Genomic DNA, 23921 nt, shown 5'->3' on the forward strand with positions numbered 1-23921 from the left:
ACTCTGCGCCCGTGCACGCATGTTAAGGGTAAGCGAAAGAATGGCGAAGAAAGACTATTACGAGATTCTCGGCGTCAGCAAGACGGCGGATGAACGTGAGATCAAAAAGGCGTACAAACGCCTGGCGATGAAATACCATCCTGACCGCAACCAGGAACAAGACGCCGAAACCAAGTTTAAAGAAGTTAAAGAAGCTTACGAAGTCCTGACCGACGACCAGAAACGCGCGGCCTACGATCAGTACGGGCACGCGGCCTTTGAACAGGGCGGCATGGGCGGCGGCGGCTTTGGCGGCGGTGCTGACTTCAGCGATATCTTTGGCGACGTGTTTGGCGACATCTTCGGCGGAGGCCGCCGTCAGCGCGCCAGCCGCGGTTCCGATCTGCGCTATAACATGGAGCTGACCCTCGAGGAAGCGGTACGTGGCGTCACCAAAGAGATCCGCATCCCGACGCTGGAAGAGTGCGACGTCTGCCACGGCAGCGGCGCCAAGCCGGGCAGCTCGCCGGTGACCTGTCCAACCTGTCACGGCCAGGGCCAGGTGCAGATGCGTCAGGGCTTCTTCACCGTGCAGCAGGCGTGTCCGCACTGCCATGGCCGCGGTCAGATCATCAAAGATCCGTGCAACAAGTGCCACGGCCACGGCCGGGTAGAAAAATCCAAAACGCTGTCGGTGAAAATTCCGGCCGGCGTCGATACCGGTGACCGCATCCGCCTGGCGGGTGAAGGCGAAGCCGGCGAGCACGGCGCACCGGCGGGTGATCTGTACGTTCAGGTGCAGGTGAAGGCGCACCCGATCTTCGAGCGCGAAGGCAACAACCTGTACTGTGAAGTGCCGATCAACTTCGCCATGGCGGCGCTGGGCGGCGAGATTGAAGTGCCGACGCTGGACGGCCGGGTGAAACTGAAGGTGCCTTCGGAGACCCAAACCGGCAAACTGTTCCGCATGCGCGGCAAGGGCGTGAAATCGGTGCGTGGTGGCAGCCAGGGCGACCTGCTGTGCCGCGTAGTGGTGGAAACCCCGGTCAATCTGAACGACAAGCAGAAGCAATTGCTGCGCGAGCTGGAAGAGAGCCTGGGCGGCCCGTCCGGTGACAAGAACAGCCCGCGTTCGAAGAGCTTCTTCGACGGGGTGAAAAAGTTCTTTGACGACCTGACTCGCTAACCTGCTGTTTCTGCTGGTTTATATTAGAACCCCGGGCGTCTGTCCCGGGGTTTTTATTTGCATGTCGCACCCCTAATCCCCTATAAATAATGTGACTTATTCGTGCTTTTGATCGGTTTTATCGAGTTATTTAGCATTTATAAACTTATTTTTTCGAACTAAAACGCCCTCTATACTCACTTCATGACTGTGGTTCGCAGGGCGCTACGCCCTGCACAGATTTGGAGAGACGTATTGTGACCAACATCATTCGTCAATTTTTACGTCAGGAAGCCGCGGGCGGCATCATTCTGATCGCGGCGGCGATCGTCGCCCTGATCATGGCCAACACCCCGGCGCAGGGGATCTATCAGGCATTCCTCAACCTGCCGGTGATGGTAAAAATTGCTTCGCTGGAGATCGCCAAGCCGCTGCTGCTGTGGATCAACGACGGCCTGATGGCCATCTTCTTCCTGGTGGTGGGGCTCGAGGTCAAGCGCGAGCTGATGCAGGGCTCGCTGTCCGGGCGCGACAAGGCGGTGTTTCCGGCGATCGCCGCGCTGGGTGGCATGCTGGCGCCGGCGCTGATTTATTTGCTGTTCAACGGCGCAGATGAAGTCACCCGCCAGGGCTGGGCGATCCCGGCTGCGACCGATATCGCCTTCGCGCTGGGCGTAATGGCGCTGCTGGGTAACCGCGTGCCGACCAGCCTGAAAGTGTTCCTGCTGGCGTTGGCGATCATCGATGACCTGGGCGTGATTATCATCATCGCGCTGTTCTACACCCACGAAGTGTCGATGGTGGCGCTGGGCGTGGCGGCGGCGGCGGCGGTGCTGCTGGCGGTGATGAACTGGCGCGGCGTGGGTAAAACCTCGCTGTATATGATGGTCGGCCTGGTGTTGTGGGTCGCGATCCTCAAGTCCGGGGTGCACGCGACGCTGGCCGGGGTGATCGTCGGCTTTATGATCCCGCTGAACGTCAAGAAGGGGCCGTCGCCGTCGGAGACGCTGGAACATGAGCTGCACCCTTGGGTCGCGTTTATGATCCTGCCGCTGTTCGCATTCGCCAACGCCGGGGTTTCTTTGCAGGGCGTATCGCTGGAAGGGTTGACGTCGCTGTTGCCGGTCGGGATTGCGGCCGGGCTGTTTATCGGCAAGCCGCTGGGGATTTTCCTCTTCAGCCTGCTGGCGGTGAAAATGGGCATCGCCCGCTTGCCTGAGGGGATCGGTTTCAAACAGGTGTTTGCCGTTTCGGTGCTGTGTGGTATTGGTTTCACCATGTCGATTTTCATCGCCTCGCTGGCGTTCGGCGATGCGGATGCGGCGCTCAGCACCTATTCCCGCCTGGGGATCCTGCTGGGCTCCACTGCGGCGGCGGTGGCAGGGTATGGGTTGCTGCGTCTGGCGTTGCCGCGGGTGCGTTAATCCTGCGTGTGCCCGATAAGGGCACACAATAAAATGGCTGGTCGGAGCTGCGCGGTATAAAATATGTGCAGCTTCGGCCGTTCTTCGTTGGGACTAATGGGGCTATACGTTGTCTGAAGCAGGGAAAGGAAGTTTGTCGCTCGTCACGGCACACCGTTTGCCGCTGCGAAACGTTGTTAAGGAGAGCCGCTCGTGAGGATGTCGCATATCAACTTTAATCACCTTTACTATTTCTGGCAGGTCTGCAAGGCCGGTTCCGTGGTCGGTGCCGCCGAAGCGTTGTTTTTGACGCCGCAGACCATCACCGGCCAGATCAAAGCGCTGGAGGAGCGGTTGGACGGTAAGCTGTTCAAACGCCAGGGGCGCGGGTTGGTACCTTCGGAGCTGGGGCAGCTGGTGTTCCGCTATGCCGACAAGATGTTTATGCTCAGCCAGGAAATGCTGGATATCGTCAACTACCGCAAAGAGTCGAACCTGCTGTTCGACGTTGGCGTGGCGGACGCGTTGTCGAAGCGCCTGGTCAGCCAGGTGTTGGAAGCGGCGGTGGTGGTGGACAACGAACAGATCCACCTGCGCTGTTTTGAATCGACGCACGAGATGCTGCTGGAGCAGCTCAGCCAGCACAAGCTGGATATGATCCTGTCGGATTGCCCGGTGGACTCCAGCCAGCAGGAAGGGCTGTTCTCGCTGAAGCTGGGCGAGTGCGGCATCAGCTTCTTCTGCCGCCAGCCGGCGCCGGAGCTGCCGTTCCCGGCCTGCCTGGAGCAGCGCAAGCTGCTGATCCCCGGCCGCCGCTCGATGCTGGGGCGCAAGCTGCTCAACTGGTTCAATACGCAGGGCATTCAGGTGGAGATCCTGGGTGAGTTCGACGATGCGGCGCTGATGAAGGCCTTCGGCATGTATCACAATGCGATTTTCGTGGCGCCGACGCTGTATGCGCAGGATACCTATAACGATGACAACGTGGTGGAGATTGGGCGCATCGACAGCGTGCAGGAGGAGTATTACATCATCTTCGCCGAGCGCATGATCCAGCATCCGGCGGTGCAGCGCGTGTGCAACAAAGACTTCTCGGCGCTGTTTTCCTGCTAGTGGTTCACTGAACGCAGGGCGTAAAAAAACCGGCCTGAGCCGGTTTTTTTATCAAGCAGATAACGAAATGCTTATTGCATTGCGTTGATGCGTGCAGTCAGGTTTGACTTATGACGCGCTGCTTTGTTTTTGTGGATCAGGCCTTTAGCTGCCTGACGGTCCACCAGTGGCTGCATTACCAGGAATGCAGTTTGTGCTGCTTCTTTGTCGCCAGCTGCGATAGCTGCGTCTACCTTCTTGATGAAGGTACGCACCATTGAGCGACGGCTAGCGTTATGCTTGCGGCGTTTCTCAGACTGTACGGCGCGTTTCTTAGCTGATTTGATATTAGCCAAGGTCCAACTCCCAAATATATTCTATTGAGGACAATTCAAAGGCCGAGGAATATGCCCTTTTAGCCTTCGTTTGTCAATGGATTTGTGCAAATAAGCGCCGTTTGTACAGGCGGCACTCGCTACGTTGTGATGGCGCAGGATTTTACCAGCTTCGCTCTTGGGAATACAGTGTTTCGCGAGAAAATTCGCCAATGTTTTGCCGCGGCGGACGCAAGCCGTTGGCCGCGGTCGAGAATCGGCCCGGCGGCGCCGGATAAACTGCGGCGAAGCCGTTTCACGCGCAGATTATCTCCGGTATGGTATGTCTATTACATAAAGGCACCAATCGCGGGTTAACCTTACCGGCTGTACAAGGTATAATCCGCCGATTTCCACTGTTTTGAGCCAGCTATGGAGCTAATTCGCGGCATTCACAATATCCGGGCGCGCCACCATGGTTGCGTGCTCACCATCGGCAACTTTGACGGCGTACACCGCGGTCATCAGGCGCTGCTGGAGCAGTTGAAGCAACAAGGGCAACGCCTCGGGCTGCCGGTAATGGTCATGATCTTTGAGCCGCAGCCGCTGGAGATGTTCGCCGCAGACAAAGCGCCGGCCCGTTTGACGCGCCTGCGCGACAAGGCCAACTACCTGGCGCAGGCGGGCGTCGATTACCTGCTGTGCGTCAAGTTCGATCCGCGTTTTGCCGCCAACACCGCGCAGGCGTTCGTCGCCGAGCTGCTGGTGGAAAAACTGGGCGTCAAATTCCTGATGGTGGGGGATGATTTTCGCTTTGGCGCCGGGCGTCAGGGCGATTTTCCGCTATTGCAGCAGGCCGGAAAAGAGTACTGCTTCGAGGTGGTCAGCACCCCGACCTTCCGCGAAGGCGAGCGGCGCATCAGCAGCACCGCGATCCGCACCGCGCTGAGCGAGGACGATCTGCCGCTGGCGGAGACCCTGCTGGGCCACCCGTACAGCATTTCCGGGCGCGTGGTGCACGGCGACGAGCTGGGCCGCACCATCGGCTTCCCGACCGCCAACCTGCCGCTCAAGCGCCTGGTGGCGCCGGTGAAAGGGGTGTATGCGGTAGAAGTGTACGGCCTGGGGCCGCAGCCGCTGCCGGGCGTGGCCAATATCGGTACGCGCCCGACCGTCGCCGGCGTGCGCCAGCAGCTGGAAGTGCATCTGCTGGATGTCACAATGGATCTTTACGGGCGCCATATTGAGGTGGTGCTCCGCGCAAAATTGCGCAATGAACAACGGTTTGCTTCGCTCGATGCCCTGAAGCAGCAAATCGCCAATGATGTGGTGACGGCCCGGAAGTTCTTCGGGCTACAGACACCGGTTTAATCTCTATAGCCGAAAACGGAACCGAGAATCTAATGAGTGACTACAAGAATACCCTGAACTTGCCGGAAACAGGGTTCCCGATGCGCGGCGACCTCGCCAAGCGCGAACCTGGCATGCTGCAACGTTGGTATGAACAGGATCTGTACGGGATTATTCGTACTGCCAAAAAGGGCAAAAAAACCTTCATTTTGCATGACGGCCCTCCGTATGCGAACGGCAGCATTCACATTGGTCACTCGGTTAACAAGATTCTCAAAGACATTATCATCAAGTCGAAAGGGATGGCCGGCTTCGACTCGCCTTATGTGCCGGGTTGGGACTGCCACGGCCTGCCTATCGAACTGAAGGTTGAACAGCTGTACGGCAAACCGGGCGAGAAGCTGACGGCGGCCGAGTTCCGCCAGAAGTGCCGCGAGTACGCGGCCGAGCAGGTTGAAGGCCAGAAGAAGGACTTCATCCGCCTGGGCGTGCTGGGCGACTGGGATCGCCCATACCTGACCATGGACTTCAAAACCGAAGCCAACATCATCCGCGCGCTGGGCAAGATCATCAGCAACGGCCACCTGCTGAAAGGCGCCAAGCCGGTTCACTGGTGCACCGACTGCGGATCGTCGCTGGCGGAAGCGGAAGTGGAGTACTACGACAAGACTTCGCCGTCGATCGACGTGACCTTCCATGCGGCCGACGCGGCTGCCGTGGCGGCCAAGTTCGGCGTGAGCCACTTCAACGGGACTATCTCCCTGGTTATCTGGACCACCACCCCGTGGACCCTGCCGGCCAACCGCGCGATCTCGCTGCACCCGGACTTCACCTATCAGCTGGTGCAGGTTGACGGCCAGTGCCTGATCCTGGCGGCCGAGCTGGTGGAAAGCGTGATGAAACGCGCCGGCATCACCGAGTGGACGGTGCTGGGCAGCTGCAAAGGCGCCGATCTGGAGCTGCTGCGCTTCAATCACCCGTTCATGGGCTTCGACGTGCCGGCGATCCTCGGCGAGCACGTGACGCTGGACGCCGGTACCGGCGCGGTGCACACCGCAGGCGGTCATGGCCCGGATGACTTCGTCATCAGCCAAAAATACGGTCTGGAGATCGCCAACCCGGTAGGGCCGAACGGCTGCTACCTGACCGGCACTCACCCGCTGCTGGACGGCAAGTTCGTCTTCAAGGCCAACGATCTGATCGTCGACCTGCTGCGTGAGAAAGGCGCGCTGCTGCACGTCGAGAAGTTCCTGCACAGCTATCCGTGCTGCTGGCGCCACAAGACGCCGATCATCTTCCGCGCCACGCCGCAATGGTTCGTCAGCATGGATCAGAAAGGCCTGCGTCAGCAGTCGCTGGAAGAGATCAAAGGCGTGCAGTGGATCCCGGATTGGGGCCAGGCGCGCATCGAAATGATGGTGGCCAACCGCCCGGACTGGTGCATCTCGCGTCAGCGCACCTGGGGCGTGCCGATGTCGCTGTTCGTGCACAAAGAAACCGAGCAGCTGCACCCGCGCACCGTTGAGCTGATGGAAGAAGTGGCCAAGCGCGTCGAGCAAGACGGCATTCAGGCCTGGTGGGATCTGGACGCGGCCGACATCCTCGGCGCGGAAGCCGCCGACTACGTGAAAGTGCCGGATACGCTGGACGTGTGGTTCGACTCCGGTTCCACCCACGCTTCGGTGGTTGACGTGCGCCCTGAGTTCCAGGGCCACAGCGCCGACATGTATCTGGAAGGCTCCGACCAACACCGCGGCTGGTTCATGTCATCGCTGATGATCTCCACCGCGATGAAAGGCAAGGCGCCTTATAAAGAAGTGCTGACCCACGGCTTCACCGTCGACGGCCAGGGCCGCAAGATGTCCAAGTCGATCGGCAACACCGTCAGCCCGCAGGACGTGATGAACAAGCTGGGCGGCGACATTCTGCGTCAGTGGGTAGCATCGACCGATTACACCGGCGAAATCGCGGTCTCCGACGAGATCCTCAAGCGTTCCGCCGATTCTTATCGCCGCATCCGCAACACCGCGCGTTTCCTGCTGGCCAACCTGAACGGGTTCGAGCCGAGCACCGATTGCGTGGCGCCGGAAGACATGGTGGTGCTGGATCGCTGGGCGGTCGGCCGTGCGCTGGCGGCGCAGCAGGATATCGAGCAGGCTTACGCCAACTACGATTTCCACGAAGTGGTGCAGCGTCTGATGCAGTTCTGCTCGGTCGAGATGGGCTCCTTCTATCTGGATATCATCAAGGATCGTCAGTACACCGCGAAGAGCGACAGCGTCGCCCGCCGCAGCTGCCAGACCGCGCTGTATCACATCGTGGAAGCGCTGGTGCGCTGGATGGCGCCGATCATGTCGTTCACTGCGGACGAGATCTGGGGCTTCATGCCGGGCAAACGCGCGCAGTACGTGTTTACCGAAGAGTGGTACGACGGCCTGTTCGGGCTGGCGGAAGGCGAGCCGATGAACGACGCTTTCTGGGCCGAACTGCTGAAAGTGCGCGGCGAAGTGAACAAGGTGCTGGAGCAGGCGCGTGCCGACAAACGCCTCGGCGGTTCGCTGGAAGCGGCGGTAACGCTGTATGCCGACAGCGAGCTGGCGGCGCGCCTGAACAGCCTGCAGGATGAGCTGCGCTTCGTGCTGCTGACCTCTGCGGCAAGCGTTGCGCCATTGGCGGATGCGCCGGCCGACGCGCAGGCTTCCGAGCTGCTGAAAGGGCTGAAGATCGCCTTCAGCACGGCACCGGGTGAGAAGTGCCCGCGCTGCTGGCATTACACCACCGATATCGGCCTGGTGGCGGAACACGCAGACATCTGCGGCCGCTGTGTGAGCAACGTCGCCGGTGACGGCGAGAAGCGTAACTTTGCCTGAGAACTCGCGCCTGATGAGTAAATCAATTTGTTCGACCGGCCTGCGTTGGCTGTGGGTTGTGGTGGCGGTGCTGGCGCTGGATTTTGGCAGCAAGCAGTGGATCCTCGCTAACTTTACGCTGGGCCAGTCCCAGCCGTTGATCCCGTCGTTCAACCTGTTTTACGCGCGCAACTACGGCGCTGCGTTCAGCTTCCTGGCCGACCATGGCGGCTGGCAGCGCTGGTTCTTCGCCGGCATCGCCATCGCCATCGTTGCGGTGCTGCTGGTGATGATGTACCGCAGCACCGCGCAGCAGAAGCTGAACAACATCGCCTACGCCTTTATTATCGGCGGGGCGTTGGGCAATCTGTTCGATCGCCTGTGGCACGGTTTCGTGGTCGATTTCATCGACTTCTACGTCGGTGACTGGCACTACCCGACCTTCAATCTGGCGGACAGCTTCATCTGCGTGGGCGCGGCGATGATCGTGCTGGAAGGTTTCCTGTCGCCGGCGAACAAAGACGCAAAGAGTAAAGGTGAGTAATATGACGGCTCAGGTTATCAGTGACAGCGCGGTGCTGGTTCACTTTACGCTGAAACTGGAAGACGGTTCGACCGCCGAATCCACCCGCAGCAGCGGCAAGCCGGCGCTGTTCCGCCTGGGTGACGGCAGCCTGTCGGCACCGCTGGAAGCGCAGCTGCTTGGCCTGCGCGCGGGCGACAAATGCGCCTTTACCCTGCAGCCGGAAGCGGCGTTCGGCGCGGAGAACCCGGATCTGGTCCAGTTCTTCTCGCGCCGCGACTTCGCGGAAACCGGCGTGCCGGACGTGGGCACCATCATGCTGTTTACCGCCATCGACGGCAGTGAAATGCCGGGCGTGGTGCGCGCGGTGGCGGAAGATTCGATCACCGTCGATTTCAACCATCCGCTGGCGGGCCATCCGGTGACCTTCGATATCGAAGTGCTGGAGATCGATCCGCAGCAGGAGGAGATGCATGCAAATATTGCTGGCTAACCCGCGCGGCTTCTGCGCCGGGGTTGATCGTGCGATCAGCATCGTGGAACGCGCGCTGGAACTGTATGGCGCACCGATCTACGTGCGGCATGAAGTGGTGCACAACCGCTACGTGGTCGACAGCCTGCGTGAGCGCGGCGCGGTGTTTATCGAAGAGATCGCGGAAGTGCCGGACGGCTCTATCCTGATCTTCTCGGCGCACGGCGTTTCTCAGGCGGTGCGCGCCGAAGCCAAGGCGCGCGATCTGACCATGCTGTTCGACGCCACTTGCCCGCTGGTGACCAAGGTGCATATGGAAGTGGCGCGCGCCAGCCGCCGCGGCACCGAAGCGATTCTGATTGGCCACGCCGGGCACCCGGAAGTGGAAGGCACCATGGGCCAGTACAGCAACCCGCAGGGCGGCATGTACCTGGTCGAGTCGCCGGAAGACGTGTGGAAGCTGCAGGTGAAAGATGAAAGCAACCTGTGCTTCATGACGCAGACCACGCTGTCGGTAGATGATACCTCGGACGTGATCGACGCCCTGCGCCAGCGTTTCCCGAGCATTATCGGCCCGCGCAAGGATGACATTTGCTACGCTACCACCAACCGTCAGGAAGCGGTGCGTAACCTGGCCGGCGATGCGGACGTGGTGCTGGTGGTGGGGTCAAAAAACTCCTCCAACTCCAACCGACTGGCGGAACTGGCGCAGCGCGTCGGCAAACCGGCTTATCTTATCGATTCGGCGGCGGATATTCAGGAGAGCTGGCTGAGCGGGGCGCGCCATATCGGCGTTACCGCCGGTGCCTCAGCGCCGGACGTGCTGGTGCAGGAGGTGATCTCTCGCCTCAAAGCGCTGGGCGGTATGGACGTGCATGAAATCAGCGGGCGTGAAGAGAACATCGTGTTCGAAGTGCCGAAAGAGCTGCGCGTGGACGTTCGTCAGATAGACTGACAGGCGCCGGCGGATGACAACGGGGAGCCCAGGCTTCCCGTTTTTTTTGGGCATTCGCATGGCATTGAAAATAAAACGCTGCGCATATTCAAATTTTCTGCTAACTAAAGTCAAATTTATTCTGAGTATTTGAAATAGCGTCGGTGTCATTAATTATATAAGCTGACGAAAAGTCATTAATCAAGGTATCATTAGTCTGCAATCTAAATAAGGCCTGGCGTTGGCAAGGTGATTACAATAATTACAATAATGGGTGTTGCAGATGTTTCTTATTTTATTCCTGCCGAATATGTTCTAAGGCGTTTAATCCTTTCTCCTTTAAATAGAGCTTCATATGCTCCAGCAATCGTCGGACTTTTAATGGCTGAATCTCCCGACGCGGCATAATGGCATAGCAATTTATTTCCGGTAATCGCCAGTCGGGCAATATTTCAATCAGCTCGCCGCTGAGCAACTCACGCTCAACGTTGGCGAAGAAATTGCGAATGATACCCTTGCCGGTCAGCGCCAACTCCTTCATCGCCATACCGCTGTTGGTGAACAAGCGCCCGGTCATGCGCATGCGGTGTTCACCGCCGTCGCGATGGATCAGACGAACAAACTGCGGGTTGCCGAGCGGTGTAAAGGTCACCCAGTGGTGATGCGTCAGCGCCTGCGGCGAATCCGGCACGCCGTGGTGCGCCAGGTAGGCCGGCGAGGCGCACAGCACTTCGCGGCAGCGCGCCAGCCGGGTGGAAACGTAGCTGGAGTCGGCCAGCACGCCGCCGCGTATCGCCAGATCGATGCGTTGCGTGATGAGGTCTATCTTCTCATCGTGGATTTCCAGCCGCAGCGTGAGCCGCGGGTGCTCGTCGAGGAAGCTCTGCAGCGCCGGCACCAGATAGTGGGTGGCGAATTCGGTCGAGGTGGCGACGCGTAGTTCACCCACCAGTTCGCCACGCAGCGCGGCGATCCGTTGTTGGCCGCGTTCGGCGGCGTGGATCATCAGCAGGCAATCTTCATAAAAGCACAATCCGGCTTCGGTCAGACTCAATGAACGCGTCGACCGCAACAGTAATTGAATGCCCAGATGTTCCTCCAACTGGCGAATATGTTGGCTGACGGCCGAGGTCGTCATGCCCAATTCTTTTGCCGCCATGCTGAATGCGCCGCAATCGACCACTTTTGAGAAAATGGCCATGCGTTTTAAAATATTGCTCATAGTTTGTTAAGCACAACTTAACCAAGATTGTGAATTATACGGGCTAATAATATAGCACCATCTCTTCTATATTGCCTGAAGCATATAAACGCCGGGCTAATTATTATCTCGCAGAGGTTTTTTCTCTTTTTGATAAATCTTATTGCGCTTTTCAATAATACACCCGCGCCGCATCGCAACAGGAGCACATTGTGGACAGCGTTCAGAAAGATGAAATAGCGTTAAAAATCCTACGTGAATTATTGCAATACCGCCGCCGTTTCCCCGGTGGCGACACCTCAATTGCCGAAGAAGAACAACGGGTCACTCAGGTGCAATTGCCACGCATTCGGGCATTCATTGAAAACGAGCAGCGCATCGAATTCGTGCTGCCGGCCTTTCCGACCAAGTCGCCCAACACCAACAAGGTGATCGGCGCGGTGCCGGACATGGCGGAGCGGCTGTCGCTGATCTTCCTCAACTCGCTGTGCCAGCGTATTCAACTCTATTACCCGCCGGGTGCGCATATCGTTATCTGCTCCGACGGCCACGTGTTCGGCGATCTGATCCGCGTCAGCGACGAAGCGATCAACCACTACCAGCGCGAGATTGAAGGCCTGCTGCATGAAGTGGGTGCGACGCACCTGAGCGTGTTCAACCTCGGCGACGTCAAAGGCCTGGCGGAGCATACCGACGATTACGATCTGCTGCGCCGGCTGTTGGTGGACGGCTACGCCGAGTCGGAAGAGGCGATCAAGCAACAGCTGATGCAGGACGAACAGGGCCTCTTGCTGTACCGCGCCATCACGCGTTTCCTGTATGAAGACAGCCAGCTGCCGGGCTACAGCGGTTCCAACGCCGCGCTGCAGAAGGACGCCAAGCAGCGCGCCTGCGGCGTGATCCAACGCAGCTGGGCCTGGGGCAACCTGCTGGCGCAACATTTCCCGGCGGCGATCCGCCTGTCGATTCACCCGCAGCCGGTCGACAGCCTGAAAATGGGCATCCACATGATGCCGACCAAAGACGACTGGCTGACGCCGTGGCACGGCGTGGCGGCGAACGTGAACGGCCAGTTCGTGCTGATGAAGCGTAAAGACGCGCAGAGCCTGGACGGCGAACTGGTGGAGATCCGCGGCACGCCGAGCCATTACCTGATCGAGCAGCCACAGATGGCCTGAGGCTGCCGCAGGCTTTTGCGCCCGAAATCCTGGCGGGCGCGTTTTTGACGGCACGTTGCCGTGTGAGCAGCACATTCGATGCAAGGAGAATCACCGATGAACAACCAACCGCTTAATTGCCATATCCAACCGAATACCCCGTTCGGCGCGATCCTGACGCCGCAGCATCCGGGGCAAAAGATCGGCGAGCTGCCGGTGGCGGCGCTGCGAGCGCTGGCGCAGGAACACCACTTGCTGGTGCTGCGCGGATTCGACTCCGGTTTCAGCGAGGCGGAAGTCCTGACTCGCTATGCCGAACAGTGGGGCGAAATCATGATGTGGCCGTTCGGTGCGGTGCTGGACGTGAAGGAACATCCGGACGCCAAGGATCATATCTTCGACAGCAGCTACGTCCCGCTGCATTGGGATGGCATGTATAAGCCGACCATCCCTGAGTTCCAGCTGTTCCACTGTGTGGCGGCGCCGTCGCAGGACGAAGGCGGGCGCACTACCTTCGTCGATACCACGCGGCTGTTGGCCAATGCGGACGAAGCGCTGCTGGATCAGTGGCTGTCAGTGTCGATCACCTACCGCATCAAGCAAGTGGTGCATTACGGCGGCGAAGTCAGTTCGCCGCTGGTGGTGCAGCACCCGAACGGCAGGGGCTTGATCATGCGCTACAATGAACCGCCGATGGAAGGGAAAAAATTCCTTAACCAGCATGCGCTGGAATATCACGGCGTGCCGGAACAGCAGCAGGAACAGTTCCATCACACTCTGCAGCAGCATCTGTACGATCCGCGTCACTATTATGCCCATCAGTGGCAGCAGGGCGACGTGGTGGTGGCGGATAACTTCTCGCTGTTGCACGGCCGTGAAGGTTTTACCGCCCGTTCCGCGCGTCATTTGCAGCGCGTGCATATTCAGAGCAACCCGGTGTGCGCCAATCTGGCGCTGAAGCCGGCCAACGCAGAAGCGTAAAGGAGCATTATGGCAAGGATACTGATGGCGGCGGTCGCCACTCCGGGGCACGTTTACCCGATGTTAGCCATCGCTCGCCACCTGATTGCCCAAGGGCATCAGGTGCGGGTGATGACCGGCGCGCTGTTTCGCGAACGCGCCGAGGCGGCGGGCGCGAACTTCGTGCCGTTCGACGCGCAGGTAGATTTCGACTATCGCCACCTGGAAGAGCACTTTCCGGCGCGCGCCGCGCTGCCGCCGGGCAATGCGCAGATGGCGCTGGCGCTGAAGGATTTCTTCGCCGCACCGATCCCGCTGCTGGATCGGCAGCTGCGGGCGGCCATCGCCGCCGAAAAGACCGATCTGCTGATGGTGGAGAACTGCTTCTACGGCGTGCTGCCGCTGCTGCAGTCCGCCGAGCGGCCGCCGGTCTTCGGTATCGGCGTTACGCCGCTGTCGTATTCTTCGCGCGATGCTATTTTTTATGGCCCGCGTATCCCGCCGGCGCTGCTGCCACAGGCGTTGACCCGTGAGCAGCTGGTGGATGAAGAAACGCGCGTGCTGCTCGATGAAGTACAGCAGAGCTTCGATACCGCGCTGGTGCAGGCGGGCGGGCGGGCGCTGGATCGCCCATTCACCGACGCGCTGATCGGCGGCTGCGAGCGTTTCCTGCAGCTGGCTACCACGGCGCTGGAATATGAGCGTGACGATCTGCCGAGCGGCGTGCGCTTCGTCGGCCCGCTGCGCAGCGGCGGCCAGCCGGCGGCGGAAGAGACGCTGTGGGAGACGGATGACCGTCGGCCGTTGGTGATTGTGACACAGGGCACGCTGGCCAATGTCGATCTGCATCAGCTGATCGTACCGACGCTGCAAGCGCTGGCGCATTTGCCGGTGCGAGTGCTGGCCACGACCGGCGGACGGGCGACGGAAGGGCTGATGGAGGCACTGCCGGGCAATGCCAGAGTGCGGGAATTCATCTCCTTCGAACGCTGGCTGCCGGAGACGGCGCTGCTGATCACCAACGGCGGTTACGGCTCGATCAACTATGCGCTGGACAGCGGCGTGCCGCTGATCGTCGCCGGCACCGGCGAGGACAAGCTAGAGGCGGCCGCGCGCGTGGTGGCCGCCGGCTGCGGCATCAGCCTGCACACCAGCACGCCGACCGCCGAACAGATCCTGGCGGCGGCGACGCGCATTCTGCAACAGCCGATCTATCGGCAACGCGCGGCGCTGGTGCGTGAGGACTATGCCCGCCACGACGCGCTAACGGCGATCGCCAACGAAGTGGCCGCCATTACCGCCTGACCTCGCCGTTCTTCCTTCCTCTGGCGCCGTTTTCGGCGCCTTTTTTCTGCATTTTTTTGCCATGGAAACTGCATGATTATGTACAATCGTCGCAGGCCGCCAAATCGGTTGAATGTTAATCTCACGACAGCGCCGCTGATGAGAACGGAGGAATATCATAATTTTCTAATTATGAAATGAATCCTCTGGCGACGCTGAAGCGGGGCGGTTACCCTGAATCGATAGCCTAATGGGATAGGCGTCAAATCAAGAAGAGAGCAAGCATGAGTGATTCACAAATCCGCATTGCGATTGCGGGCGCCGGCGGCCGGATGGGCCGTCAATTGATCCAGGCGGTGCAGCAGGCGGAAGGCGTGGTGTTGGGGGCGGCGTTGTCGCGCCCGGGTTCCAGCCTGGTCGGCGTCGACGCCGGCGAACTGGCGGGCATCGGCGCGCTGGGCGTCAAGGTGAGCGACAGTCTGGAGAAGGTGGCGAACGAGTTCGATATTTTGATCGACTTCACCCGCCCGGAAAGCACCCGGGGTTACCTGGATTTTTGCGTGGCGCACCACAAGGCGATGGTGATTGGCACTACCGGCTTCGATGACGCCGGCAAACAGGCGATCCGCGATGCGGCGCAGCATATCGGCATCGTGTTCGCCGCCAACTTCAGCGTCGGCGTCAACCTGGTGTTGAAACTGCTGGAGAAGGCCGCGCAGGTGATGGGCGACTATACCGATATCGAAATCGTTGAGGCGCACCACCGCCACAAAGTGGATGCGCCGTCGGGCACGGCGCTGGCCATGGGCGAAGCGATCGCCGGCGCGCTGGGGCGCGACCTGAAAAGCTGCGCGGTCTATGCGCGCGAAGGCCATACCGGCGAACGCGATCCGAAAAGCATCGGCTTTGCCACCATTCGCGCCGGCGACATCGTCGGCGAGCACACCGCGATGTTCGCCGACATCGGTGAACGGGTGGAAATTACCCATAAGGCCTCCAGCCGGATGACTTTTGCCAGCGGCGCGGTGCGTGCGGCTGCCTGGTTGTATAACCGGGATAAAGGCCTGTTTGATATGCGTGACGTGTTGAATCTGGACCAATTATAATTAATTTGCATACCATCGTGATGTGGTTGTGTTGATCATAATGCTATGATAATCGGACAATAATTTTATTGTCCTTTTTTTTAACATGAGAAACTAAGCGTTGGTGTGTTTTTATTTCATTGATTGTTATTTATTGATGTTTTCCTTGCTAATCATCCCGTTTTTATCCACCAAATCTCATTTCAGCGTCTTTTGGAGCCCATTCTGGCGCCATTTTTCGTCATTCAGCCTCGCAACCGTTTTCCAGCCCCGGTTTTCTGTGTTTTTATCGCCGCTCAAGCCGCATGAGTGGCGAGAACTGCAAAAATAAAACAAAAAACGGCAGTTTGGGTAGACAAGCCGGACACTCATCATTAAAATGCGCCCAATTTGCCAAAAATTGGCCTCGCGGACGGTTTTTGCATTGATTTAGATCGCGATATCTGAATTAATATGCAAATATTGTGATTGATTATTCCTCGGAGGATGTTTTGATAAAGTCAGCGCTATTGGTTCTGGAAGACGGAACCCAATTCCACGGTCGGGCCATCGGGGCAGAGGGAACGGCAGTGGGGGAAGTGGTCTTCAATACGTCGATGACCGGTTATCAAGAAATCCTCACTGATCCTTCCTATTCCCGCCAGATCGTTACTCTTACTTATCCTCATATCGGCAATGTCGGCACTAATGCTTCCGACGAAGAATCCTCCGCAGTACACGCCCAAGGCCTCGTCATTCGTGACCTCCCGCTGATCGCCAGCAACTACCGCAACGAAGAAAGCCTGTCCGACTACCTCAAGCGTCACAACATCGTGGCAATCGCCGATATCGATACCCGTAAATTAACCCGCCTGCTGCGCGAGAAGGGCGCCCAGAACGGCTGCATCATCGCCGCCGACTCGCCGGACGCCGCGCTGGCCCTGGCCAAGGCGCAAGGTTTCCCGGGGTTGAAAGGCATGGATCTGGCGAAAGAGGTCACCACCCAAGAGGCCTACAGCTGGCAGCAAGGCAGCTGGACGCTTGAAGGCGACCTGCCTGAAGCCAAGACCGCCGCGGAGCTGCCGTTCCACGTAGTGGCTTACGACTACGGCGCCAAGCGCAACATCCTGCGCATGCTGGTGGATCGCGGCTGCCGCCTGACCGTGGTGCCGGCGCAGACCCCGGCCGACGAGGTGCTGAAAATGAATCCGGACGGCATCTTCCTGTCCAACGGCCCGGGCGACCCGGAGCCATGCGACTACGCCATCGCCGCCATCAAACAGTTCCTGGAAACCGACATTCCGGTGTTCGGCATCTGCCTGGGTCACCAGCTGCTGGCGCTGGCCAGCGGGGCGAAAACCATGAAGATGAAGCTCGGCCACCACGGCGGCAACCACCCGGTGAAGGATCTGGACAACAACACCGTGATGATCACCGCGCAGAACCACGGCTTCGCCGTCGATGAAAACAACCTGCCGGCGAACCTGCGCGTCACGCACAAATCGCTGTTCGACCACACGGTGCAGGGCATTCACCGCACCGACAAAGCGGCGTTCAGCTTCCAGGGGCACCCGGAAGCCAGCCCAGGCCCGCATGATGCCGCGCCGTTGTTCGATCACTTTATCGAACTGATTGAGACTTACCGTTCTAACGCCAAATAATCAGGAGCAGTAAAAAATGCCAAAACGTACAGACATAAAAAGCATCCTGATCCTCGGCGCTGGCCCGATCGTTATCGGCCAGGCGTGTGAGTTCGACTACTCGGGTGCCCAGGCGTGCAAAGCGCTGCGCGAAGAGGGTTACCGCGTCATTCTGGTCAACTCCAACCCGGCGACCATCATGACCGACCCGGAAATGGCCGACGCGACCTACATCGAGCCGATCCACTGGGAAGTGGTGCGCAAGATCATCGAAAAAGAGCGCCCGGATGCGGTGCTGCCGACCATGGGCGGCCAGACGGCGCTGAACTGCGCGCTGGAGCTGGAGCGTCAGGGCGTGCTGGCCGAGTTCGGCGTTACCATGATCGGCGCGACGGCCGATGCGATCGACAAGGCTGAAGACCGTCGCCGTTTCGACGTGGCGATGAAGAAAATCGGTCTGGACACCGCGCGTTCCGGCATTGCGCACACCATGGAAGAAGCGCTGGCGGTAGCCGCTGACGTCGGCTTCCCGTGCATCATCCGCCCTTCCTTTACCATGGGCGGCACCGGCGGCGGCATCGCCTACAACCGCGAAGAGTTCGAAGAGATCTGCGAACGCGGTCTGGACCTGTCGCCGACCAACGAGCTGCTGATCGATGAATCGTTGATCGGTTGGAAAGAGTACGAGATGGAGGTGGTGCGTGATAAGAACGACAACTGCATCATCGTCTGCTCCATCGAAAACTTCGACGCGATGGGCATCCACACCGGCGACTCGATCACCGTCGCACCGGCCCAGACCCTGACCGACAAGGAATACCAAATCATGCGCAACGCCTCGATGGCGGTGCTGCGTGAGATCGGCGTCGAAACCGGCGGCTCCAACGTGCAGTTCTCGGTCAACCCGAAAACCGGCCGCCTGATCGTTATCGAAATGAACCCGCGCGTGTCGCGCTCTTCGGCGCTGGCGTCGAAAGCCACCGGCTTCCCTATCGCCAAGATCGCCGCCAAGCTGGCGGTGGGCTACACCCTCGATGAGCTGATGAACGACATCACCGGCGGCCGCACCCCGGCATCGTTCGAACCGTCCATCGACTACGTCGTGACCAAGATCCCGCGCTTTAACTTCGAGAAGTTCGCCGGCGCCAACGACCGCCTGACCACCCAGATGAAGTCGGTCGGCGAAGTGATGGCCATCGGCCGCACCCAGCAGGAGTCGCTGCAAAAAGCGCTGCGCGGCCTGGAAGTGGGCGCTACCGGCTTCGACCCGAAAGTAAGCCTGGACGATCCGGAAGCGCTGACCAAGATCCGCCGCGAGCTGAAAGACGCCGGCTCTGACCGCATCTGGTACATCGCCGACGCCTTCCGCGCCGGTCTGTCGGTTGACGGCGTCTTCAACCTGACCAACGTCGACCGCTGGTTCCTGGTGCAGATTGAAGAGCTGGTGCGCCTGGAAGAGCAGGTGGCCGAAGCGGGCATCAACGGCCTGAACAAAGCGTTCCTGCGCACCCTGAAACGCAAGGGCTTCGCCGATGCGCGTCTGGCCAAGCTGGCCGGCGTCGCCGAGAGCGAAATTCGCAAGCTGCGCCACAGCCACGGCCTGCATCCGGTGTACAAGCGCGTGGATACCTGCGCGGCGGAATTCGCCACCGACACCGCCTACATGTACTCCACCTATGAAGAAGAGTGCGAGTCCAACCCGACCAACGACCGGCCGAAAGTGATGGTGCTGGGCGGCGGGCCGAACCGTATCGGCCAGGGCATCGAGTTCGACTACTGCTGCGTGCACGCCTCGCTGGCGCTGCGCGAAGACGGCTACGAGACCATCATGGTCAACTGTAACCCGGAAACCGTCTCCACCGACTACGACACCTCCGACCGCCTGTACTTCGAGCCGGTGACGCTGGAAGACGTGCTGGAAATCGTGCGCATCGAGAAGCCGAAGGGCGTGATCGTGCAGTACGGCGGCCAGACCCCGCTGAAGCTGGCGCGCGAGCTGGAAGCTGCGGGCGTGCCGATCATCGGCACCAGCCCGGATGCCATTGACCGCGCCGAAGACCGCGAGCGCTTCCAGCAGGCGGTCAACCGTCTGGGCCTGAAGCAGCCGGCCAACGCCACCGTCACCGCCATCGAGCAGGCGGTGGAGAAGGCGGCGGGCATCGGCTATCCGCTGGTGGTGCGCCCTTCCTACGTGCTGGGCGGCCGGGCGATGGAGATCGTCTATGACGAAACCGACCTGCGCCGTTACTTCCAGACTGCGGTCAGCGTGTCCAACGATGCGCCGGTGCTGCTGGACCGCTTCCTGGACGACGCGGTGGAAGTGGACGTCGACGCCATCTGCGACGGCGAGCGCGTGCTGATTGGCGGCATCATGGAGCACATCGAGCAGGCGGGCGTGCACTCCGGCGACTCCGCGTGTTCGCTGCCGGCGTACACCCTGAGCCAGGAAATTCAGGACGTGATGCGTCGCCAGGTGGAAAAACTGGCGTTCGAGCTGCAGGTACGCGGCCTGATGAACGTGCAGTTCGCGGTGAAAGACAACGAAGTCTACCTGATTGAAGTGAACCCGCGCGCCGCGCGTACCGTGCCGTTCGTGTCCAAAGCGACCGGCGTGCCGTTGGCCAAAGTGGCCGCGCGCGTGATGGCGGGCAAAACGCTGGTTGAGCAGGGCGTGACCGAAGAAATTATCCCGCCGTACTACTCGGTAAAAGAGGTGGTGCTGCCGTTCAACAAATTCCCGGGCGTCGACCCGATTCTGGGGCCGGAAATGCGCTCTACCGGGGAAGTGATGGGCGTGGGCCGCACTTTCGCGGAAGCCTTCTCCAAAGCGATGCTGGGCAGTAACTCGGGCATGAAAAAGCAGGGCCGCGCGCTGCTGTCGGTGCGTGAAGGCGACAAGGCTCGCGTGGTCGATTTGGCCGCCAGCCTGCTGAAGCAGGGCTTCGAGCTGGACGCCACCCACGGCACCGCGGTGGTGCTGGGCGAAGCGGGCATCAACCCGCGCCTGGTCAACAAGGTGCACGAAGGGCGTCCGCACATTCAGGACCGTATCAAGAACGGCGAGTACACATACATTGTCAACACCACGGCCGGCCGTCAGGCGATTGAAGACTCCAAGCTGATTCGCCGCAGCGCCCTGCAGTACAAGGTGCACTACGACACCACACTGAACGGCGGCTTTGCCACCGCGATGGCGCTGAAAGCGGATCCGACCGAGCAGGTCACGTCGGTGCAGGAAATGCACGCGCGCATCGGCAAATAACCGCGCGATAACGCTACGCCAGGGGCGCTGCAGATGCAGCGCCCTTTTTTATTCAGCGAATTTGTCGGCTGGCGTTAAAAATTTCCGCTATCAATCAGTGGGCAAACTGTCACCCTGTGTGATTGGTATATGCTTGGTGTATTGGCAAGGAACGAAGGAACGACGATAACAATGATTCTGATAATTTATGCTCACCCGTATCCCCGGCATTCGCATGCCAACCAGCGCCTGCTGCAGGCGGTGAGGGATCTCCCCGAGGTAGAGGTGCGCTCGCTGTATGAGCTGTACCCCGATTTCAATATCGACATCAACGCCGAGCAGCGGGCGCTGGAGCGCGCCGACCTGGTGGTGCTGCAGCATCCGATGCAGTGGTACAGCTTCCCGCCGCTGTTGAAGCTGTGGATCGACAAAGTGCTGGAGCACGGCTGGGCCTACGGCCACGACGGCAACGCGCTGGTGGGGAAAGACTGCCTGTGGGCGGTGACCAGCGGCGGCGACGAGCACCACTTCGAGCTGGGCGACTTTCCCAACTTCGCCGCGCTGGCGCAGCCGCTGCAGGCCACGGCGATTTACTGCGGCATGAACTGGCAGCCTTTTTTCGCTCTGCATAACACCTTTACCTGCAACGAACCGGCGCTGCTCGCCGCCGGCGAAGCCTACCGGCAGCGGTTGGTTGACTACCTGATGGAACATGCCGAAGCGGAAACACGGGAGGCCAGCCATGGATAACCACCACATGATGATCGAGGGGCTGATCTACCTCGGCTCCGCCGCGCTGTTTGTGCCGATCGCGGTGCGACTGGGGCTGGGCTCGGTGCTCGGCTACCTGATTGCCGGCTGCATCATTGGCCCCTGGGGGCTGAAGCTAGTGTCGGATGCCGAGTCGATCCTGACCTTCGCCGAGATCGGCGTGGTGCTGATGCTGTTTATCATCGGCCTGGAGCTGGATCCCAAGCGGCTGTGGATGCTGCGCGCCTCGGTGTTCGGCGGCGGCAGCATTCAGATGGTGGGCTGCGGCCTGGCGCTGAGCGCCTTCTGTTACTTCCTGGGCCTCAACTGGAAGGTGGCGCTGTTGATTGGCCTGACGCTGGCGCTCTCATCCACCGCCATCGCCATGCAGGCGATGAGCGAACGCAACCTGACGCCGTCGCCGATCGGCCGCAGCGCATTTGCGGTGCTGCTGTTCCAGGATATCGCGGCGATCCCGCTGGTGGCGATGATCCCGCTGCTGGCTAGCAGCGGCGCCACCACCACGCTGGGCGCTTTCGTGCTGTCGGCGGCCAAGGTGGTGGGCGCGTTGACGATAGTGATACTGCTCGGCCGCTACGTCACCCGCCCGCTGCTGCACTTCGTCGCCCGTTCGGGCATGCGCGAGGTGTTCAGCGCCGTGGCGCTGTTCCTGGTGTTCGGTTTCGGCATCCTGCTGGAGATGGCCGGGCTGTCGATGGCGATGGGGGCATTCCTCGCCGGGGTGCTGTTGGCGAGCTCGGAATACCGCCACGCGCTGGAGAGCGATATTCAGCCGTTCAAGGGGCTGCTGCTGGGGCTGTTCTTTATCGGCGTCGGCATGTCGATCGACTTCGGCACGCTGTTCCATCACCCGCTGCTGATCGCCTCGCTGCTGCTGGGCTTTATGCTGATCAAGGCGGCGCTGCTGTGGCTGATTGGGCCGCTGCTCGGCGTGCCGAAGCGCCAGCGCGGCCTGTTCGCCATTCTGCTGGGGCAGGGCAGTGAATTCGCCTTCGTGATCTTCAGCGCCGCGCAGCTGGCCGGCGTCCTGCCGGTCGAATGGGCCAAGTCGCTGACGCTGGCGGTGGCGCTGTCGATGGCGGCCACGCCGCTGCTGCTGGTGATCGCCGCGCAGCTGGAGAAAAATGCGCCGAAAGAGGAGCGCCCGGCTGACGTTATCGACGACGAGAATGCCAGCGTGATCATCGCCGGCTTCGGCCGTTTCGGTCAGATCGCCGGCCGTTTGCTGTTGGCCAACGGCGTACACACCGTGGTACTGGATCACGATCCGGACCATATCGAGACGCTGCGCAAATTCGACACCAAGGTGTTCTACGGCGACGCCACGCGCGCCGATTTGCTGGAGGCCGCCGGCGCCGCCCACGCCAAGGTGCTGATCAACGCCATCGACGACGTGGAAGACAGCCTGGCGTTAACCGAGCTGGCCAGGCAGCACTTCCCGCATCTGAAGGTGGTGGCGCGAGCGCGCGACGTCGATCACTGGTATCAGCTGCGGCAGCTGGGGGTGGAAAAACCGGAGCGCGAAACCTTTGAAAGCTCACTGCGCATCGGCCGTGAAACGCTTGAGCTGCTGGGGCTGGACGCCTATGAGGCGCGCGAGAAGGCGGATACGTTCCGCCGCTATAACCTGAAGATGCTGGAAGACACGCTGGAGAATTATCAGGACACCGAGTTCCGCATCGCCAGCCTGCAGCGGGCCAAGGAGATGCTCAGCGCGGCCATCGAGCAGGATCAGAATCGGCTGGCGCGGGTGCAGCAGACCGGCTGGCGCGGCAGTATCGACGGCAAGGCGCCGGAGGATGAAGTGGTGGAAGCTAAAGGATAAGAGTAGGGGCGCCAGATCGGCGCCCCTTTTTTTGCTTAGCTCAGTGCGACCTTGATGCCCAAGGCGATCAGCATACCGCCCAGCAGCTTGTCGACGATCTTCTGGGTCTTTTCCAACCCGCGGCGCACCGGCCCGCTCTGGATCAGGAACACCAGCAGCGGCCACCAGATGACCGACAGGCCGAGAATAATCCCCGCGTACCACAGCTTGTCGCCCAGGCCGGAATCGATCTGCAGCACCTGGGTGAATACCGCCAGGAAGAACAGGGTGGCTTTCGGGTTCAGCAGGTTGCACAGGTAGCCTTGCGCAAAGGCGCTCTTCAGGCTGACCTGCTGCTTCGGCAGATTGCTGACGTTCATCTTACCGCCGCCGCGCGACAGCAGCGCCTGGATGCCGATCCACACCAGATACACTGCCCCGGCGTATTTCAGCAGGTTGAACAACCACGGCGTGGTGGTGATCACCACCGCCAGCCCGGCGACGCAGTAGGACATGTGGGTAGCGACGCCGCAGATCACGCCAAAGGCGGTCATCATGGCGGCCAGCCGCGGATAGCGGGCGGCGTTTTTGATCACCAGGAAAAAATCCGGGCCGGGGGAGAGCATGCCGAGGGCGGCAATGCCGGCGACGAACAGCGAAGTTTCAAGCATGTGGGCGTCTCGCACAAAAGACAGAGTTCTGGCGATAATAACGCCGC

General features: G+C 60.3%; 19 protein-coding genes. 16 read left to right on the top strand and 3 right to left on the bottom strand.

Features of this window, described 5'->3' with window-relative positions:
* The first annotated feature begins 40 nt into the window (after positions 1-40).
* The 3 genes from dnaJ (at position 41) to nhaR (ending at position 3660) form a co-directional block, all read left to right on the top strand.
* Entirely contained in the window at positions 41-1165 is a 1125-nt protein-coding gene (gene dnaJ, locus AC4PR2_RS06145) for a molecular chaperone DnaJ (RefSeq protein WP_004932969.1), read from the top strand.
* A gap of 236 nt (positions 1166-1401) precedes the next feature.
* Complete coding sequence (gene nhaA / locus AC4PR2_RS06150) at positions 1402-2568, top strand: Na+/H+ antiporter NhaA (RefSeq protein WP_087762940.1); 1167 nt, start codon at positions 1402-1404, stop codon at positions 2566-2568.
* A 192-nt stretch (positions 2569-2760) separates the two neighbouring features.
* A complete protein-coding gene (gene nhaR, locus AC4PR2_RS06155) occupies positions 2761-3660 on the top strand; it encodes a transcriptional activator NhaR (protein WP_025159627.1) in 900 nt (299 codons plus the stop codon).
* 71 nt (positions 3661-3731) lie between these two features.
* Here nhaR and rpsT read toward each other — a convergent pair whose 3' ends face one another.
* Complete coding sequence (gene rpsT, locus AC4PR2_RS06160) at positions 3732-3995, bottom strand: 30S ribosomal protein S20 (protein ID WP_033637053.1); 264 nt, start codon at positions 3993-3995, stop codon at positions 3732-3734.
* Between the two features lie 390 nt (positions 3996-4385).
* On the opposite strand from rpsT, the gene ribF reads away from it, so the two are divergent.
* Genes ribF through ispH form a run of 5 tightly spaced genes read left to right on the top strand, consistent with a single transcriptional unit; the run spans position 4386 to position 10102 of the window.
* The gene (gene ribF, locus AC4PR2_RS06165) at positions 4386-5324 is read left to right on the top strand and encodes a bifunctional riboflavin kinase/FAD synthetase (RefSeq protein ID WP_159317635.1); all 939 of its coding nucleotides are present in this window, start codon (positions 4386-4388) and stop codon (positions 5322-5324) included.
* A gap of 32 nt (positions 5325-5356) precedes the next feature.
* Positions 5357-8173, top strand: coding sequence for an isoleucine--tRNA ligase (gene ileS, locus AC4PR2_RS06170; protein ID WP_492174951.1), 2817 nt, complete (start codon positions 5357-5359; stop codon positions 8171-8173).
* Positions 8174-8186: 13 nt separating this feature from the next.
* On the top strand, positions 8187-8696 hold the full coding sequence (gene lspA / locus AC4PR2_RS06175) for a signal peptidase II (protein WP_038873364.1): 510 nt from the start codon (positions 8187-8189) through the stop codon (positions 8694-8696).
* Position 8697: 1 nt separating this feature from the next.
* Positions 8698-9168, top strand: a complete 471-nt coding sequence (gene fkpB / locus AC4PR2_RS06180; protein ID WP_033637057.1) for an FKBP-type peptidyl-prolyl cis-trans isomerase — start codon at positions 8698-8700, stop codon at positions 9166-9168.
* The gene (gene ispH, locus AC4PR2_RS06185) at positions 9149-10102 is read left to right on the top strand and encodes a 4-hydroxy-3-methylbut-2-enyl diphosphate reductase (protein WP_038873368.1); all 954 of its coding nucleotides are present in this window, start codon (positions 9149-9151) and stop codon (positions 10100-10102) included. The genes fkpB and ispH overlap by 20 nt, the downstream gene beginning before the upstream one ends.
* Positions 10103-10376: 274 nt before the next feature.
* On the opposite strand, the gene AC4PR2_RS06190 is transcribed toward ispH, so the two are convergent.
* On the bottom strand, positions 10377-11303 hold the full coding sequence (locus tag AC4PR2_RS06190; RefSeq protein ID WP_060422398.1) for a LysR family transcriptional regulator: 927 nt from the start codon (positions 11301-11303) through the stop codon (positions 10377-10379).
* A 191-nt stretch (positions 11304-11494) separates the two neighbouring features.
* Here AC4PR2_RS06190 and pvcA point away from each other — a divergent pair, with 191 nt between their 5' ends.
* The 8 genes from pvcA (at position 11495) to kefC (ending at position 23224) form a co-directional block, all read left to right on the top strand.
* Positions 11495-12460 (top strand): L-tyrosine isonitrile synthase, encoded by a 966-nt coding sequence (gene pvcA / locus AC4PR2_RS06195; protein ID WP_060422401.1) that lies wholly within the window; start codon positions 11495-11497, stop codon positions 12458-12460.
* Positions 12461-12556: 96 nt separating this feature from the next.
* Entirely contained in the window at positions 12557-13420 is an 864-nt protein-coding gene (locus AC4PR2_RS06200) for a TauD/TfdA dioxygenase family protein (RefSeq protein ID WP_492174952.1), read from the top strand.
* Positions 13421-13444: 24 nt separating this feature from the next.
* Positions 13445-14704, top strand: a complete 1260-nt coding sequence (locus tag AC4PR2_RS06205; protein ID WP_060440791.1) for a glycosyltransferase — start codon at positions 13445-13447, stop codon at positions 14702-14704.
* A 263-nt stretch (positions 14705-14967) separates the two neighbouring features.
* A complete protein-coding gene (gene dapB / locus AC4PR2_RS06210) occupies positions 14968-15789 on the top strand; it encodes a 4-hydroxy-tetrahydrodipicolinate reductase (RefSeq protein ID WP_197756712.1) in 822 nt (273 codons plus the stop codon).
* A gap of 470 nt (positions 15790-16259) precedes the next feature.
* Positions 16260-17408, top strand: coding sequence for a glutamine-hydrolyzing carbamoyl-phosphate synthase small subunit (carA, locus tag AC4PR2_RS06215; protein WP_048232622.1), 1149 nt, complete (start codon positions 16260-16262; stop codon positions 17406-17408).
* 16 nt (positions 17409-17424) lie between these two features.
* A complete protein-coding gene (gene carB / locus AC4PR2_RS06220; RefSeq protein WP_038873387.1) occupies positions 17425-20649 on the top strand; it encodes a carbamoyl-phosphate synthase large subunit in 3225 nt (1074 codons plus the stop codon).
* Positions 20650-20820: 171 nt separating this feature from the next.
* Positions 20821-21378, top strand: a complete 558-nt coding sequence (gene kefF, locus AC4PR2_RS06225; RefSeq protein ID WP_060422413.1) for a glutathione-regulated potassium-efflux system oxidoreductase KefF — start codon at positions 20821-20823, stop codon at positions 21376-21378.
* Entirely contained in the window at positions 21371-23224 is a 1854-nt protein-coding gene (kefC, locus tag AC4PR2_RS06230) for a glutathione-regulated potassium-efflux system protein KefC (protein ID WP_197802370.1), read from the top strand. Before kefF ends, kefC begins: the two co-directional genes overlap by 8 nt.
* Positions 23225-23259: 35 nt before the next feature.
* Here the strand turns inward: kefC and AC4PR2_RS06235 are convergent, their stop codons facing one another.
* On the bottom strand, positions 23260-23874 hold the full coding sequence (locus AC4PR2_RS06235; protein ID WP_443014455.1) for a LysE family translocator: 615 nt from the start codon (positions 23872-23874) through the stop codon (positions 23260-23262).
* Positions 23875-23921 lie beyond the last annotated feature (47 nt).

It is taken from the genome of Serratia sp. A07 (assembly GCF_058725505.1).